At 73.5% G+C, this 15,447-nt stretch carries 14 protein-coding genes and 1 pseudogene; 13 read left to right on the forward strand and 2 right to left on the reverse strand.

Going from position 1 to position 15,447, the window contains the following annotated elements:
* Positions 1–434: 434 nt before the first annotated feature.
* Positions 435–1,625 (reverse strand): pyridoxal phosphate-dependent aminotransferase, encoded by a 1,191-nt coding sequence (locus ABZX30_RS20985; RefSeq protein WP_355935448.1) that lies wholly within the window; start codon positions 1,623–1,625, stop codon positions 435–437.
* Between the two features lie 104 nt (positions 1,626–1,729).
* On the opposite strand from ABZX30_RS20985, the gene ABZX30_RS20990 reads away from it, so the two are divergent.
* The 12 genes from ABZX30_RS20990 to ABZX30_RS21045 all read left to right on the forward strand — a co-directional run bounded on the left by ABZX30_RS20990 (position 1,730) and on the right by ABZX30_RS21045 (position 13,788).
* On the forward strand, positions 1,730–2,083 hold the full coding sequence (locus ABZX30_RS20990; RefSeq protein ID WP_355935450.1) for a hypothetical protein: 354 nt from the start codon (positions 1,730–1,732) through the stop codon (positions 2,081–2,083).
* A 310-nt stretch (positions 2,084–2,393) separates the two neighbouring features.
* A complete protein-coding gene (locus ABZX30_RS20995; protein ID WP_355935452.1) occupies positions 2,394–2,924 on the forward strand; it encodes a DUF2617 family protein in 531 nt (176 codons plus the stop codon).
* A 76-nt stretch (positions 2,925–3,000) separates the two neighbouring features.
* Positions 3,001–4,641 (forward strand): polyamine aminopropyltransferase, encoded by a 1,641-nt coding sequence (locus tag ABZX30_RS21000; RefSeq protein WP_355935453.1) that lies wholly within the window; start codon positions 3,001–3,003, stop codon positions 4,639–4,641.
* A 301-nt stretch (positions 4,642–4,942) separates the two neighbouring features.
* On the forward strand, positions 4,943–5,788 hold the full coding sequence (locus ABZX30_RS21005) for an SRPBCC domain-containing protein (protein WP_355935455.1): 846 nt from the start codon (positions 4,943–4,945) through the stop codon (positions 5,786–5,788).
* Positions 5,789–5,857: 69 nt separating this feature from the next.
* Complete coding sequence (locus ABZX30_RS21010; protein WP_355935456.1) at positions 5,858–6,646, forward strand: aldose 1-epimerase; 789 nt, start codon at positions 5,858–5,860, stop codon at positions 6,644–6,646.
* 10 nt (positions 6,647–6,656) lie between these two features.
* Positions 6,657–7,205, forward strand: coding sequence for an orotate phosphoribosyltransferase (gene pyrE, locus ABZX30_RS21015; protein ID WP_355935458.1), 549 nt, complete (start codon positions 6,657–6,659; stop codon positions 7,203–7,205).
* Between the two features lie 135 nt (positions 7,206–7,340).
* A complete protein-coding gene (fbaA, locus tag ABZX30_RS21020) occupies positions 7,341–8,372 on the forward strand; it encodes a class II fructose-bisphosphate aldolase (protein WP_355935460.1) in 1,032 nt (343 codons plus the stop codon).
* A 90-nt stretch (positions 8,373–8,462) separates the two neighbouring features.
* Entirely contained in the window at positions 8,463–9,923 is a 1,461-nt protein-coding gene (locus ABZX30_RS21025; protein ID WP_355935517.1) for an MFS transporter, read from the forward strand.
* Positions 9,924–9,954: 31 nt separating this feature from the next.
* Positions 9,955–10,368, forward strand: coding sequence for a DUF3151 domain-containing protein (locus ABZX30_RS21030; protein WP_355935461.1), 414 nt, complete (start codon positions 9,955–9,957; stop codon positions 10,366–10,368).
* A gap of 175 nt (positions 10,369–10,543) precedes the next feature.
* Positions 10,544–11,404 (forward strand): tryptophan 2,3-dioxygenase family protein, encoded by an 861-nt coding sequence (locus tag ABZX30_RS21035; protein WP_355935463.1) that lies wholly within the window; start codon positions 10,544–10,546, stop codon positions 11,402–11,404.
* A complete protein-coding gene (gene kynU / locus ABZX30_RS21040) occupies positions 11,397–12,584 on the forward strand; it encodes a kynureninase (protein WP_355935465.1) in 1,188 nt (395 codons plus the stop codon). Before ABZX30_RS21035 ends, kynU begins: the two co-directional genes overlap by 8 nt.
* 313 nt (positions 12,585–12,897) lie before the next feature.
* Entirely contained in the window at positions 12,898–13,788 is an 891-nt protein-coding gene (locus ABZX30_RS21045) for an alpha/beta hydrolase (RefSeq protein WP_355935467.1), read from the forward strand.
* Between the two features lie 109 nt (positions 13,789–13,897).
* Here ABZX30_RS21045 and ABZX30_RS21050 read toward each other — a convergent pair.
* Positions 13,898–14,086 (reverse strand): annotated as a pseudogene (locus ABZX30_RS21050) (DNA-binding response regulator); the annotation flags it as partial.
* 135 nt (positions 14,087–14,221) lie between these two features.
* Here ABZX30_RS21050 and ABZX30_RS21055 point away from each other — a divergent pair.
* Entirely contained in the window at positions 14,222–15,442 is a 1,221-nt protein-coding gene (locus ABZX30_RS21055; RefSeq protein ID WP_355935469.1) for a cytochrome P450, read from the forward strand.
* Positions 15,443–15,447 lie beyond the last annotated feature (5 nt).

A 15,447-nucleotide genomic window follows, 5' to 3' on the forward strand; every position in this document is an offset into this window, starting at 1 on the left:
TCCCGCGTCACGGCTCCGCTTGCGGCGGATTCTCGCCCGACGCCACAAGACGATACGCCGAGCCCGGCGACGCAGGTGTGGGTTCCTTTGATAATGATGGTTATCAGACTCTGAGCATGGATTCAGAGAGTGGTCGAGGGTGTCTCGTCCGGCCATGTGATTCACCTGCGAAGTGCCATTGGCTCGCGAGAGAAGCGCCAGAATGGCGGATCGGTTTCCCGAGCGGAACAGCGCTGAGGGAGTGGCAGCGGGACATGGTCGAGCGCGTGGTCACCGTCGGTGGAGAGAGGCGATCCCCGGAGCTCGTGGCCGGGCCGGGGCGGAGCCGCCCCGGACTGGACGTCGCCGCGGGCCGTTATCCGCTCTCGGTGGAGCGGCATGTGGGGCGCATGACGACCGGCGTTCCATGGCACTCCCGGCGAAGGGGCGTGAGCTCAGGACGCCAGGCGTTGCAGGCGGTCGGCGGCCTCCTGGAGAACGTCGTCCTTCTTGCAGAAGGTGAACCGAACCTGGCTGCGGCCGGCGTCGGGGTCGTCGTAGAACACTGAGTTGGGGATGGCGACGACGCCGCAGCGTTCGGGGAGGGCGCGGCAGAAGGCGTAGGCGTCCTTCTCGCCGAAGGGCGTGATGTCGGTCGTGATGAAGTACGTGCCCCGGGGCTGGTAGACCTCGAACCCGACCGCGCGCAGGCCGTCGCCGAGCAGGTCGCGCTTGCGGCGGAGGTCGGCGCGGAAGCTCTCGAAGTACGAGTCCGGCAGGCGCAGCGCCTCGGCGATCGCGTATTGGAACGGGCCCGCGCTGACGTACGTCAGGTACTGCTTTGCCGTTCGGACGGCGGCGACGAGATCGGGGGCGCCGGTGACCCAGCCGACCTTCCACCCGGTGAAGGAGAAGGTCTTGCCGGCCGATCCGATCGTCACCGTGCGCTCGCGCATCCCCGGGAACGTCGCCAGCGGCAGATGCCCGGCCTCGTCGAACACCAGGTGCTCGTACACCTCGTCCGTGACCACCAGCAGGTCCCGCTCCACCGCCAGCTCGGCGATCGCGGTCAGCTCCTCGCGGGTGAGCACCGTCCCCGTAGGGTTGTGCGGGGTGTTGACCAGCAGCAGCCGGGTGCGGTCGGTGACGGCCGCGCGCAGCTCGTCGAGGTCGAGCCGGAAGCGGCCGTCGTGCGGCCGCAGCGTCACCGGGACGCGCCTGCCGCCCGCCATCGCGATGCTCGCCGCGTACGAGTCGTAGTACGGCTCCAGGGCGACCACCTCGTCGCCGGGCTCGAGCAGCGCCAGCAGCGACGCGGCGATGGCCTCCGTGGCGCCTGCCGTGACCAGCACCTCGGTGTCCGGGTCGAAGGACAGCCCGTAGCGGCGCTCCTGGTGCGCGGCGACCGCGGTACGCAGCTCGGGGACGCCCGGGCCCGGCGGGTACTGGTTGCCGCGCCCGTCGCGCAGGGCCCGCACCGCCGCCTCGCGCACCTCCTCGGGGCCGTCCGTGTCCGGGAAGCCCTGGCCCAGGTTGATCGAGCCGGTCCGCACGGCGAGGGCCGACATCTCGGCGAAGATCGTCGTCCCGAACTCGACGAGCCGGCGGTTGAGGAGGGGGCGCGCACTGGAGGTCATGGCGGTCATCCTGCGCCGAAGCTCTGGAGTTCCTCAACTCTGCTTTGGCCCGCGACAGGGCCGGGCATCCCCCGTTCACCACAGTCACGGGGGAACGGAAGGAGGGTGGCGCCATGGTCATCGGCATCATCCTGGTGGTGGTCGCGGTCCTGTTCGCCGGAGGCCTGCTCAAGCGCGCGCGCAGGGGGCGGCGGTCCTACGGCAAGGGGCTCGGGAGCGTGTCGTCCCGGCGCCGGTCGTCGTACAGGGGCAGCGGCGGCGGCGGTGACAGCAGCTGGTGGGTGGCCGGCGGCGCGGCCGCGTCGTGCGGCTCGTCCTCGGGCGGGCACAGCAGTCACGGGGGGCACGGGGGTCACTCCTGCGGGGGGCACTCGTCCTGCGGAGGCGGGTCGTCCTGCGGGGGCGGGTCCTCCTGCGGGGGCGGCTCGTCCTGCGGCGGCGGGGGCGGATGCGGCGGAGGCAGCTGACACGGGGCAGCTGAGCTCCTCTCCGGGCCCTGTTCACCGGGGCCGTACACCGAGCGCCCGCCGGAAGAAGACCTCCGGCGGGCGCTCCGTCCTGCCCGCCCCGTCGTTGAACAGTTGAGCTGCGCAGCCCTCTGAGGGATGGAAAGCCCACGAAGTTGGGTAAAAACGCTGTGGTGGCGCCACAGTTCGTGATTCCCTCTAAACCGCCCTGGGCCGGCTGGTCCGACCGCGCTGACCTGGCCGAAGTCCCGGCCTCTTTGCCCCATTTCCTGTTTCTCTCCCTTTCTTTGCGTGCTAGCGGAGCCGATCCATGCTCACGACCCTGAACACCGCCTACACCGATACGCGCGCCGCCGACCTCGCCTGGGCCCTGGGACGCGAGCCGCTCCCCGCCCTCGCCACGCTCGACCTGGAACTGGCTGGTACGAAGCTCCAGTTGAGACTCCTCGGCGCCTCCCACCAGGTGCTGCTGGAGGAGGACCGGGGCACCTGCTCGGAGACGGTGGCGTGCATCCCGGGATCCAGCACCCCGCTCCCGCTGGGCGTCGCCAAGCGCGTCGGGGACTGGGAGTACGAGTTCGCGGCACGGGTGGAGGTCCTCTCGCCCGGCTCCTTCGCGGGCCGCGCACAGGAGTTGCTGGCCCTGGTCTCCGACCACCCCCACGGCCTGGCCGGCGTCTTCCCCGGCAGCCCGCACGCCTTCACCGCCCTGCTGGCCCAGCACCACGAGGGCCAGGTGCACTGGCGCACCTGGCACGCCTACCCGCAGGACGGCCAACTGGTGGCGACCCGGACGAGGGTGGGGGTACGAGTGCCGGCGCGCCGCCGGACGGCCGGGTGAACCACCGCCCGCGTGTCGCGGAGTTCCAGGCGTGTGGGTGACGATGAGCACCGCACCGGTGACGTAACGTCGCAGCGTGATCGAACCGCACGCGCCCGCCCCGCCCGGCGCACCGCCGTCCTGGGGTGCGCCCGCGCGGCTTCCCGTCCGGCCGGGGACCGGACGCTTCCTGGTCCTCGCGGGCGTCTTCGTCTGTGCGGCCTGCGGACTCGTGTACGAACTCGAACTGGTCGCCATCGCCTCCTACTTGATGGGCGACTCGGTCACCCAGGCCTCCGTGGTGCTGTCCGTGATGGTCTTCGCGATGGGCATCGGCTCCCTCGCCGCGAAGCGGCTGCGCCCGCTCGCCGCCGCCGGCTTCGGCGCCGTGGAGGCGGCCCTCGCGCTGATCGGCGGCTGCAGCGCGATGGCGCTGTACGCGGTCTTCGCCTGGACCGGCGACTGGGGCGGCCTGTGGGCCGACGGCCCGCGCTGCCTCCTGGTCGCCTTCTCGCTCACCATCGGCCTGCTGATCGGCGCCGAGGTCCCGCTGCTGATGGAGCTGATCCAGCGCATCCGCCGCCAGGACGCGGGCGGCGCGGTGGCCGACCTGTTCGCGGCGGACTACGTCGGCGCCCTCGTCGGGGGCCTGGCCTTCCCCTTCCTGCTGCTGCCCCGGCTGGGCCAGCTGACCGGCACGCTGCTCACCGGCACGGTCAACGTGGTGGCCGGCGGCGCACTGGTGCTCGGCCTGTTCCGGCGCGATTTGACCCGCCGGGCCCGCTGGCTGCTGCTGCTCGCCAACCTCACCGTCCTCGTGGTCCTCGCCTCCGCCGCCGTCCTCGTCGACGACTTCGAACGGGCGGCCCGGCACGCGGTGTACGGCCCGGACGTGCGCGTCGCCCTCCAGACCGGCGTCCAGGAGATCGTCCTGACCGGCGGCACGCGCGGCCGCCCGCTCGACCTCTTCCTGGACGGCCGGCTGCGGGTCGGCGGCCGCGACGAGCAGCGCTACCACCAAGCCCTCGTCGACCCGGCGATGACCGGCCCCCACGCGCGCGTGCTGATCCTCGGCGGCGGCGACGGGCTGGCCGCCCGCGAGGTGCTGCGCCACCCGGGCGTGCGCCGCGTGGACGTCGTCGAACTCGACGCCGGCCTGCTCCGCCTCGCCCGCCACGACCCCGCCCTGTCCCGGCTGAACGGGCACGTGTACGACGACGCCCGCGTCCACACCACCACCGCGGACGCCTTCCACTGGCTGCGCGAGGCGCCTCGGGCGGCGTACGACGTGGTGATCGCGGACCTCCCCGACCCCGGCATCACGGCCAGCACCAAGCTGTACTCCCTGGAGTTCTACGGCCTGGCCCGCCGGGCCCTGGCACCGGGCGCCCGCCTGGTCGTGCACGCCGGCCCGGTCTCCGGCCGGACCAGGGTCTTCTGGACGGTGGCGTCGACGCTCCGCGCGGCCGGCCTCGCCACCAGCCCCTACCGCGTCCCCGGCCACGACCCCGGCCTCGCGGCCGGCCCCGACCGCTCCGCCGGCGCCTTCCACGCCCCGCACGACTGGGGCTTCCTGCTGGCCGCACCGGGCAGCACCCCACCCGCCCTGCGCCTGGGCTCCGCCCGGCCGGGCCCGCACACCCTCACCGCGGCCGGCCTGGCCGCCGCCGCCCGCTCGGCGGCCCGTACGCGGGTCACGGGGCTGCCGGCGTCCACGTTGGTGCACCCGCGCTACTGACGCGCCGCGCGCCGCCTGCGCGGCCGTGCTGCCGGACGACGCCGAAATGCCGGCACCCGAACGACCGTGCCGCCGATCCCCTTGGTCCCCGCCGGCCGGGACGGCGTCCGCTGGTGCGCCCTCGTCGCCAGAGCCGCTGCCCGGCGAGCGGCCCCTCGCCGCACGGCCCGGCCCGCTCGCCGGTCCGCCGGCCCTTCGGTCCCGGACTCGCCGCCGCCCGCGTCGGCGTTGGTGCATCCGCGCTACTGACGTGTCGTCGGGGAGGGTACGCACCGGCCGCACCTGGGTAGGCTCAGCCGACATGGAGCACGAGGTCTTCCTTCCGGTTCCGGCCGAGCGGCTGAGGGAGGCGCTCGCCGATCCCGCGTGCGTCGCCCGGGCGATTCCCGGGCTCCAGCAGGACGCCGGGGCCGAACCCGTCGCCGGGCGGCTGAAGGTGCGCATCGGCAGCCACTCCATCACCTACCGCGGCTCGCTGCGGGTCGCGCCCGGGCAGGACGGCGCGTACGTCGTCGAGGGCGACGCGACCGAGACCCGCGGCACGGGCTCGGTCACCCTCGTCCTCGCCCTCCGGCTCAGCGAGACCGACGACGGCACCACCGTCACCGTGCACGGCACCGCCACCGGGGACGGCCGCGTCGCGGAACTGCCGCGGGACGCGGTGGCCTCGGCGGCGCTGCGGCTGCTGAACCGCTGCGTGGAGGCGCTGGGCGCGGAGCCGGAACCAGGACCCGAGCCGGAACCAGGAGCCGAGCCGGAATCCGGCGCGCAGTCCGCGGGAGAGGGGACCGCCGCCGCGGACAGCCCCGTACCGCCTCCCGTCCCTGATACCGAGATCCCGCCGCCCGCCCTCGCCCCCGCGGCCGAAGACGGCCTCGACGAGGGCCTCGGCCTCGAGGACGACACCGGCACCGAGGGCTTCGGCGAGCCGGAGGAGCCGCCCGCCGAGGCGGCTCACGCGCGGCGGACGATGATCGGGCGCAGCGCGGAGGAGGTGGACCACGCGCCGCCGCGCGGCCGGTACGCCCCCGTGCCGGCGCCGCAGACCGTCGCCGTGAACTCCACGCTGCGCTGGGCCGCTCCGGCGGCGGCGCTGGTGCTGGCGTCGGCGATCGTGGTCGGCCGGGCACTGCGCCGACGACGCTGACCGTCCGCCGCCGTCCGTCGCCGCCCAGGGCCCCGGACGCCCTCTTGATCGCGCCAGTAGGGTCGTCACGTGAGCAAAGAAGACATCACGCTGACCGCGGGTGACGCGGAAGTGACCCTGCGGCCCGCCCACGGTGGCCGGGTCGGCGGGCTGAAGGTCGCCGGTCTCGAGCTGCTCCGGCAGGGGGACCGGTTCGGGTGCTTCCCGATGGTCCCCTGGTGCGGCCGGATCCGGGAGGGCCGTTTCCTGGACGGCGCCACCGTCCACCGGATGCCGCTCAACGCCCCGCCGCACGCCATCCACGGCACCGCCCGGGACGGCGCCTGGAGTGTCGCCCGGGCCGGTGCCGGCGAGGCGGTCCTCACGTACGACCTGTTCGAGCCGTGGCCCTTCCCGGCCCGGGTCACCCAGGCGGTGAAGCTGGCCGAGGACGCGTTGACGCTCACCATGTCCGTGGAGACGTACGACTCGTCCTTCCCGGCGCAGGTCGGCTGGCACCCGTGGTTCAACCGGAACCTGGGCGGCCAGGACGTGCGCCTCGACTTCGCACCCGCCTGGCAGGAGGAGCGCGGCGACGACCACCTGCCCACCGGCAACCGCGTCGAGCCGAAGCCGGGCCCCTGGGACGACTGCTTCGGGATGCCGGGCGGGGTGGACGTCACGCTCACCTGGCCCGGCCAGTTGGAGCTGAAGGTGACCAGCCGCGAGGAGTGGGTCGTCGTCTACGACGAGCAGGAGACCGCGGTCTGCGTGGAGCCGCAGACGGGCCCGCCCAACGGCCTGAACACCCTCCCCCGCCTGGTCACGCCCCTGGAGCCGCTGGAGGCCACGACGACCTGGCGCTGGCGGCGCCCTTAAGCTGTCCGGCATGACGGACGTTCGCGGCGAGCTGCTGCAGCAGATCAAGGACAAGGCCGTGGTGCACGGCAAGGTGACCCTGTCGTCGGGCAAGGAAGCCGACTACTACGTCGACCTGCGCCGGATCACCCTCGACGGCGTGGCCGCGCCGCTCGTCGGTCAGGTCATGCTCGACCTGACCGCCGACCTCGACTTCGAGGCGGTCGGCGGGCTCACGCTGGGCGCCGACCCGGTGGCCACGGCCATGCTGCACGCCTCGCACGCGCGCGGGAGGACGCTCGACGCCTTCGTGGTGCGCAAGGCGGGCAAGGCACACGGCCTGCAGCGCCGCATCGAGGGCACCGAGGTCGAGGGCCGCCGGGTGCTCGCCGTCGAGGACACGTCCACCACGGGCGGCTCGGTGCTCACCGCTGTCGAGGCGCTGCGCGAGGCCGGCGCGGAGGTCGTGGCCGTGGCGACCATCGTGGACCGGGCGACGGGTGCCGCCGAGGCCATCGCCGAGCAGGCCGGGGTGCCGTACCTGTACGCCTACTCGAAGGACGACCTGGGCCTCGACTGACCGGGTTATCCACAGGCTGGACAGGGTGTCCGAAGAATCCCGTCCAGTCTGCAAGGATGGCCCCGACGATGACGTCACTCCCTAGGTCAGGGCCGTAATCGCAGAACGCAACCCGCACATACAAGGAGCGGACAGATGCCCATCGCAACCCCCGAGGTCTACAACGAGATGCTCGACCGGGCGAAGGCAGGCAAGTTCGCCTACCCGGCCATCAACGTGACCTCCTCCCAGACCCTGCACGCGGCCCTGCGCGGTTTCGCGGAGGCGGAGAGCGACGGCATCATCCAGATCTCCACGGGTGGCGCCGAGTTCCTGGGCGGCCAGTACGACAAGGACATGGTCACCGGCGCGGTGGCGCTGGCCGAGTTCGCGCACATCGTCGCCGAGAAGTACCCGGTCACCGTCGCCCTGCACACGGACCACTGTCCCAAGGACAAGCTCGACGGGTACGTACGTCCGCTGATCGCGCTCTCCGAGAAGCGCGTCAAGGCCGGTCTGGGCCCGCTCTTCCAGTCCCACATGTGGGACGGCTCCGCCGAGACCCTCGCCGACAACCTGGAGATCGCCCAGGAGCTGCTGGCCCGCGCCGCCGCCGCGAAGATCATCCTCGAGGTCGAGATCACCCCGACCGGCGGCGAGGAGGACGGCGTCTCCCACGAGATCAACGACTCCCTGTACACCACGGTGGAGGACGCGATCCGCACCGCCGAGGCGCTCGGCCTGGGCGACAAAGGCCGTTACCTGCTGGCCGCCTCCTTCGGCAACGTGCACGGCGTGTACAAGCCGGGCAACGTGGTGCTCCGCCCCGACCTGCTCAAGGAGCTGAACGAGGGCGTCGCCGCCCGGTACGGCAAGCCGGCCGGTTCCCAGCCGTTCGACTTCGTCTTCCACGGCGGCTCCGGCTCCACGGAGGAGGAGATCCGCACCGCGCTGGAGAACGGCGTCGTCAAGATGAACATCGACACGGACACGCAGTACGCCTTCACGCGTCCCGTCGCCGACCACATGTTCAGGAACTACGACGGCGTCCTGAAGGTCGACGGCGAGGTCGGCAACAAGAAGACCTACGACCCGCGCACCTGGGGCAAGCTGGCCGAGGCGGGCATGGCCGCGCGCGTCGTGGAGGCCACGCAGAACCTGCGGTCCGCGGGCAACAGGATCAAGTAACCGGCGACGGTGTCTTCCGGTGGGTCCGGCGTCTGTCTACGGCGCCGGACCCGCTGTATACCTGGGGCCATGCCCGAAATACCCGGGGCCATGCCCGAAGTCCGGCTCGCCTCCCCGCAGGGCAGGTGGATCCTGCTCACCACCGTCCTCGGCTCCAGCATGGCCATGCTGGACTCGACCGTCGTCAACGTGGCGCTCCCGACCATCGGCCGCGACCTCGGCGCGAGCCTCGCCGCCCTCCAGTGGACGGTCAACGCGTACATGGTGACGCTGGCCGGGCTGATCCTGCTCGGCGGCTCCCTCGGCGACCGCTACGGCCGCCGGAAGGTCTTCGTGATCGGCGTGGTCTGGTTCGCCGCGGCGTCCCTGCTGTGCGGACTCGCCCCGACCCCGGGCGTCCTGATCGCGGCCCGTGCCCTGCAGGGCGTCGGCGGGGCGCTGCTCACCCCCGGCTCCCTCGCCCTGATCCAGGCGTCCTTCCACCCCGACGACCGGGGGAGGGCGATCGGCCTGTGGTCCGGTTTCGGCGGGATCGGGGCGGCCGTCGGCCCGTTCCTGGGCGGCTGGCTGGTCTCCGGCCCCGGCTGGCGCTGGGTGTTCCTGCTGAACGTCCCGCTGGCGCTGCTGTGCGCGCCGGTCGCCCTGCGGCACGTACCGGAGTCCGCCGGGGAAGACCGTGCGCACGGCCCCTTCGACGTGCTCGGCGCCGTGCTGGGCGCGCTGGCCCTGGCCCTGGTGACGTACGCGCTGATCGAGGCCCGCGGCGGCTCACCGGCCGTCGCCCTCGCGGCGGTGGCGGGGCTGCTGGCCGCGGTCGCCTTCTGGCACGTCGAGAAGCGCCGCCCCGACCCGATGCTGCCGCTCGACGTCTTCGCCTCCCGCCAGTTCACCGCGGTCAACCTGGTGACTCTCTGCGTCTACGCGGCCTTCGGCGGCTTCTTCTTCCTGACCGCCCTCCAGCTCCAGGTCGTGTCCGGCTACTCGCCCCTCCAGGCCGGTGTCTCCCTGCTGCCGACGACCGCCCTGATGCTGCTGTTCTCGGCCCGCTCCGGCGCCCTCGCCGACCGGATCGGGCCCCGCCTCCCGCTCACCGCCGGGCCCCTGCTGTGCGCGGCGGCGATGCTGCTGATGCTGCGGGTGGGCCCGGACGCGGACTACGTGACGGACGTGCTGCCCGCGCTGCTGGTCATGGGCGCCGGCATGGTCACCCTGGTCGCCCCGCTCACGGCCACCGTGCTGGCCTCCGTGGACACCGCCCGGGCGGGCCTGGCCAGCGGCATCAACAACGCCGCGGCACGGGCGGCGGGACTGATCGCGGTGGCCGCGCTGCCGCTGCTGGCCGGGATGGGCCCGGAGGCCTACCGCTCGGCGGCCGCCTTCGACGCGGCCTTCCGCAGGGCCATGCCGGTCTGCGCCGGCGTGCTGGTGGCCGGGGCGGCGCTGGCCCTCGCCTTCGTACGCCGCCCCGGACCGGGCTGCCGCCGCCCCGAATGCCGGACACACGGCTGGGTGACGGCACCGCCGCTGGAGCGCGGCGACCGCCGGGCGTAGCCGCGGGCCGCCGTGCGACAGACTGGACCCCATGAGCATCCACGAGAACCTCCTCGGGGGCCCGCCCCCCACGCACCTCCCCGACGACCCGGAGCCCCGTGAGCTCCTCGCCCAGGGCACCGCGCCGGCGGACGTCGCCGCCCGGTACCCCACCTCGTCGCTCGCCTGGGCCCAGCTGGCCGACGACGCCTTCGAGCGGGGCTCGGTCGTCGAGTCGTACGCGTACGCCCGTACGGGCTACCACCGGGGCCTGGACTCGCTGCGCCGGGGCGGCTGGAAGGGCCACGGGCCGGTCCCCTGGGAGCATGAGCCCAATCGTGGCTTCCTGCGCGCCCTGCACGCCCTCGCCCGCGCGGCGCAGTCGATCGGCGAGCAGGAGGAGTACGAGCGCTGCACGCAGTTCCTGAAGGACTCCTCCCCGACGGCGGCCCAGACCCTCGGCTGAGCCCTCGCTGAGCCCTCGGCCGAGGCCTTGCTGAGGCCACGGTGTGGCCCGTCCCGCAGCGGACGGGCCTTGCCGTACCCGGAGGTATCACGCAAGATGCGGTTCGGGGACCGGGGCCCCCGTGCCGGCATCGGCAGGGGCGGACCGCTACCCTGAGTAACAACAGGAGACAGCGATGTCCCAACAGGCTCACCAGACCTCCCAAAAGCCCCCCGAGGCCCTTGAGCCCGAGACCCCGCATCTCGACTTCGCGGGTACGACGCCGTACGAGGACTACGTCAAGGCGGACGTGCTCACCCACCTCCAGCACACCCTCTCCGACGACCCCGGAGAGATGGTCTTCCTGGTCACCACCCAGGTGATGGAACTGTGGTTCACCGTCATCGTCCACGAGTGGGAGACCGCCGCCAGGGCGCTCCGCGAGGACCGGGTGCCGGTCGCGATCGACGCGCTGAAGCGTTCCGTCCGCCAGCTGGAGGCGCTCAACGCCTCCTGGAAGCCGCTCGGTCAGCTCACCCCGGCGCAGTTCAACTCCTACCGCTCCGCCCTCGGCGAGGGCTCCGGGTTCCAGTCGGCGATGTACCGCCGCATGGAGTTCCTGCTCGGTGAGAAGTCCGCGTCGATGCTCGTCCCGCACCGGGGAGCGCCGCGCGTGCACGCCGAACTGGAGAAGGCCCTGCACGAGCCGGGCCTCTACGACGAGGTGCTGCGGCTGCTGGCCCGTCGCGGGTACGAGATCCCCGCGGCCGTCCTCGACCGGGACGTGTCGCTGCGCTACGAGCCCTCGGACGCCGTCGAGCAGGCCTGGGCCGCGATCTACTCCGGCGACCAGGGCGCCGAACTCGCCCGGCTCGGGGAGGCGCTGAGCGACGTGGCCGAACTGGTCTGGCGCTGGCGCAACGACCACCTGGTCGCCACCCGCCGCGCCATGGGCGCCAAGCCCGGCACCGGCGGCTCGGCGGGCGTGGCCTGGCTGGAGAAGCGCGCGCAGAAGAACGTCTTCCCCGAGCTGTGGACGGCGAGGTCCCATGTCTGAGCTGACCGCACGGGCGGAGAAACTGGACGCGGCGGACGACCTGGCCGCCGTCAGGTCCCGCTTCGCGCTCGACGACGTCACGTACCTGGACGGGAACTCACTGGGCGCGCTGCCCGCCCACGTACCCGCCCGGCTGGACGACGTGATCCGCCGGGAGTGGGGCGAGCTGCGCATCCGCTCCTGGACGGAGAGCGGCTGGTGGACGGCACCGGAGCGGATCGGTGACCGGATCGCCCCGCTGGTGGGCGCGGCGCCGGGCCAGATCGTGGTGGGCGACTCCACCAGCGTCAACGTCTTCAAGGCACTCGTGGCGGCCGTACGGATGGCGGGCGAGGACCGCGACGAGATCCTGGTCGACGCGACGACCTTCCCCACGGACGGCTACATCGCCGAGTCGGCGGCCCGCCTCACCGGCAGCACCCTGCGCGCGGTGACCCCCGCGGAGGTGCCGGGCGCGCTGGGCGGCCGTACGGCGGCGGTCCTGCTCAACCAGGTCGACTACCGCACCGGCCGCCTGCACGACCTGCCCTCCCTCACGGCGGCGATCCACGCGTCCGGCGCGCTCGCGGTCTGGGACCTGTGCCACAGCGCGGGCGCGCTGGAGGTGGGCCTGGACGAGCACGGGGTGGACCTGGCGGTCGGCTGCACCTACAAGTACCTGAACGGCGGCCCGGGTTCACCGGCGTTCCTGTACGTCCGCCAGGATCTGCAGCCCCGCTTCGACTCCCCCCTCCCCGGCTGGAACTCGCACGCCGAGCCCTTCGGCATGCGCTCCGCCTACGAGCCGGCGGCGGGCGCGCCGCGCGGCCGTGTCGGCACGCCGGACATCCTGTCGATGCTGGCCCTGGAGGCGGCGCTGGAGGTCTGGGAGGACGTGTCGGTGCCGGCCGTACGGGCCAAGTCCCTCGCCCTGACCGACTTCTTCCTGGAGTGCGTCACGGCGTACGTCCCGCCGGGCCGCGTCGAGTCCCTCACCCCGGTACGTCACGAGGAGCGCGGCAGCCAGATCGCGCTGCGCTGCGACGACGCCGGGGAGGTGATGCGCCGCCTCATCGAGCGCGGTGTCGTGGGCGACTTCCGCCACCCCGACGTCCTCCGCTTCGGCTTCACCCCGCTGTACGTGAGCTTCGCGGACGTGGAGCGGGCGGCCCGGGTACTGGGGGACGTCCTCATGGCGTGACGGTGTCCGCCGCCGGGCCTGTGCCCACCCCCTTCAGCCTGTCTGGGGGCGCCCCTTCCGGGGGAGTTCGAGGACGAGCCCGTTCGGGCTGACGGGGTCCGGGGCGGAGCCCCGGCGGGGTGCGGGGGCGGAGTCCCTGGGACGGGCCTGGGCGGCGGGGGCGGGAAGCCGCGGCCCCGGCCCCCACCCGGCGCAGAACCGTTTATCCTCACCGAGCGTGACATGGCACGTCACCGGCCTGATACCGTCCCCGCCAACGGCCGATTCGACACCTGATCCGCCAAACCCCGTTACGCCGCTGAGAGGTTGGAGCATGCCGGACGACGCCGTCGCAGCATCCCGCGCCGCCGCCGAGGAGGAGTCGGCCTTCTCGCACCCGTCCGTCGACCCCGACGCCACCCGCCCCTACGGCGGCCACCCCGACCAGGTGATCGACTTCTACGCGCCGCGCGGCGTGAGCGGCCCCGGCGGCCCGGCCCCCCTGGTCGTCGTCCTGCACGGCGGAGCCTGGCGCGCCGCCTACGACCGCCGCCACATCACCCCGTTCGCCGGCTTCCTGGCCCGCAGGGGCTTCGCCGTCGCCAACGTGGAGTACCGCCGCGGCGGCGCGACCCCGGCGCAGGGCGGCGAGGCCGGCCCGGTCGCCGGACGCTGGCCGGACACGTTCGACGACGTCGCCGCGGCCCTGGACGCGCTGCCCGCGCTCGTCCGCGAGGCACTTCCCCAGGCCGACCCCCGCCGCATGGTGCTCACCGGCCACTCGGCGGGCGGTCACCTGGCCCTGTGGGCGGCGGCGCGTCACGTCCTGCCCGCCGGCGCCCCCTGGCGCACCGACGGCCCCGCCCCGCTGCGCGGCGTGGTCGCCCTCGCCCCGATCGCGGACTTCGCGGTCGCCGGGAAACTGGAGGTCTGCGGCAACGCGGCACTCCAACTCCTCGGCGGCGAAGAGAAGTTCGCCGAGCGCAGGCCGTACGCCGACCCCGCTCTGCTGCTGCCCACCGGCATCGCGACCACGCTCGTCCAGGGCCGCACGGACCTGGTCGTCCCGCAGCCGGTCGCCGAGGCGTACGCGGACGCGGCGGCGAAGGCGGGCGAGGTGGTGGGCCTGACCCTGCTGGAGGACGTCGGCCACTTCCCGCTGATCGACCCGGCGGCGGACGCCTGCGCGGTGGTCGCGGAGGAGATCGTGCAGCTGGCGTGGTGACACGCGGGTGACGCGCGGGGTGACCCACAGGGTGACGCGGTCCGCCGCACAGCACCGTGCCGCGCCCGCTCACGCCCGTACCCGGCGGCACCCGGCCCCACCTCCGCCGGACGAGTACCTCCGTCTCGCGTTCCGTCAGGTCCCCGTAGGCGGCCGGGCCCGCCGCCGCCGGGCGCGGGGCCCGGGCGAGCCGGGAGAACTCCGTGATCAGCCCTCTGGTGACCGAGGGGGCCAGGAGGGCCTCACCGGCGGCCACCACCCGCACCCCGTCGGCCGGCTGCCGTGCCGAGGCGTCCTTCTGGGCGGGGTCAGGGGCGGGGCCGCTGTTCCGTGTCACCCGCCCGGGTGGGGAGGGGCGGGCGTGGTGCCGGGCCCGGTGGCCGGGTCCCCGACCCCCTGGTCAGCGGGCCCCGTGCCGGGCTAGCGTCCGCTCATGGCAGCTGCTGACGACCTCGCGTTCGACCCCTGGGACCCGGCGTTCGTGTCCGACCCGTACCCGGCCTACGCCGAGCTGCGGGGGAGGGGCCGGGCGGTCTACTACGAGCCCAGCGACCAGTGGCTGGTCCCGCACCACGCGGACGTCTCGGCGCTGCTGCGGGACCGCCGGCTGGGACGGACGTACCAGCACCGGTTCACCCACGAGGAGTTCGGCCGCACCGCGCCGCCTCCGGAGCACGAGCCGTTCCACGTCCTGAACGACCACGGCATGCTCGACCTCGAACCGCCGGACCACACCCGGATCCGGCGCCTGGTGTCGAAGGCGTTCACCCCGCGCACGGTGGAACGGCTCAGGCCCTACGTGCACGGCCTGGCGCAGGACCTGGTGTCCGCCCTGGTCGAGGCGGGCGGCGGCGACCTGCTGACGGACGTGGCCGAGCCGCTGCCGGTCGCCGTGATCGCCGAGATGCTGGGCATCCCGGAGTCCGACCGGGCCCCGCTGCGGCCCTGGTCGGCGGAGATCTGCGGGATGTACGAGCTGAACCCGTCCGAGGAGACGGCGGCGAGGGCCGTGCGGGCGTCCGTCGAGTTCTCCGACTACCTCAGGGAGCTGATCGCGGCCCGCCGCAAGGAGCCCGGCGACGACCTCGTCTCCGGCCTGATCGCGGCGCACGACGAGGACGACCGGCTGACCGAGCAGGAGATGATCTCCACGGCGGTGCTGCTGCTCAACGCCGGCCACGAGGCCACCGTCAACGCCACCGTGAACGGCTGGTGGGCCCTGTTCCGCAACCCGGACCAGCTGGCCGCCCTGCGCGCGGACCACTCCCTGGTCCCGTCCGCCGTAGAAGAGCTGATGCGCTACGACACCCCCCTCCAGCTCTTCGAACGCTGGGTCCTGGACGAGATCGAGATCGACGGCACGACGATCCCGAGGGGCGCCGAGATCGCCATGCTCTTCGGCTCCGCCAACCACGACCCGGCCGTCTTCGCCGACCCCGGACGGCTGGACCTGACCCGCGCGGACAACCCGCACATCTCCTTCAGCGCCGGTATCCACTACTGCATCGGCGCGCCCCTCGCCCGTATCGAGCTCGCCGCCTCGATGACGGCGCTGCTGGAGAAGGCACCGACGCTGCGGCCGACGGCCGAGCCGAAGCGCAAGCCGAACTTCGTGATCCGGGGGCTGGAGGGACTGAGCGTGGAGGTGGGGTGACGCGG

The sequence above is a fragment of the Streptomyces sp. NPDC004542 genome, from assembly GCF_040610035.1.
In the GTDB taxonomy this organism is placed as follows: Bacteria; Actinomycetota; Actinomycetes; order Streptomycetales; family Streptomycetaceae; genus Streptomyces.

Coding starts and splice junctions, on each gene's coding strand:
- ABZX30_RS20985 (WP_355935448.1), bottom strand. CDS start 1,625: ATGACCGCCATGACCTCCAGTGCGCGCCCCCTCCTCAACCGCCGGCTC.
- ABZX30_RS20990 (WP_355935450.1), top strand. CDS start 1,730: ATGGTCATCGGCATCATCCTGGTGGTGGTCGCGGTCCTGTTCGCCGGA.
- ABZX30_RS20995 (WP_355935452.1), top strand. CDS start 2,394: ATGCTCACGACCCTGAACACCGCCTACACCGATACGCGCGCCGCCGAC.
- ABZX30_RS21005 (WP_355935455.1), top strand. CDS start 4,943: ATGGAGCACGAGGTCTTCCTTCCGGTTCCGGCCGAGCGGCTGAGGGAG.
- pyrE (WP_355935458.1), top strand. CDS start 6,657: ATGACGGACGTTCGCGGCGAGCTGCTGCAGCAGATCAAGGACAAGGCC.
- fbaA (WP_355935460.1), top strand. CDS start 7,341: ATGCCCATCGCAACCCCCGAGGTCTACAACGAGATGCTCGACCGGGCG.
- ABZX30_RS21025 (WP_355935517.1), top strand. CDS start 8,463: ATGCCCGAAGTCCGGCTCGCCTCCCCGCAGGGCAGGTGGATCCTGCTC.
- ABZX30_RS21030 (WP_355935461.1), top strand. CDS start 9,955: ATGAGCATCCACGAGAACCTCCTCGGGGGCCCGCCCCCCACGCACCTC.
- ABZX30_RS21035 (WP_355935463.1), top strand. CDS start 10,544: ATGTCCCAACAGGCTCACCAGACCTCCCAAAAGCCCCCCGAGGCCCTT.
- kynU (WP_355935465.1), top strand. CDS start 11,397: ATGTCTGAGCTGACCGCACGGGCGGAGAAACTGGACGCGGCGGACGAC.
- ABZX30_RS21045 (WP_355935467.1), top strand. CDS start 12,898: ATGCCGGACGACGCCGTCGCAGCATCCCGCGCCGCCGCCGAGGAGGAG.
- ABZX30_RS21055 (WP_355935469.1), top strand. CDS start 14,222: ATGGCAGCTGCTGACGACCTCGCGTTCGACCCCTGGGACCCGGCGTTC.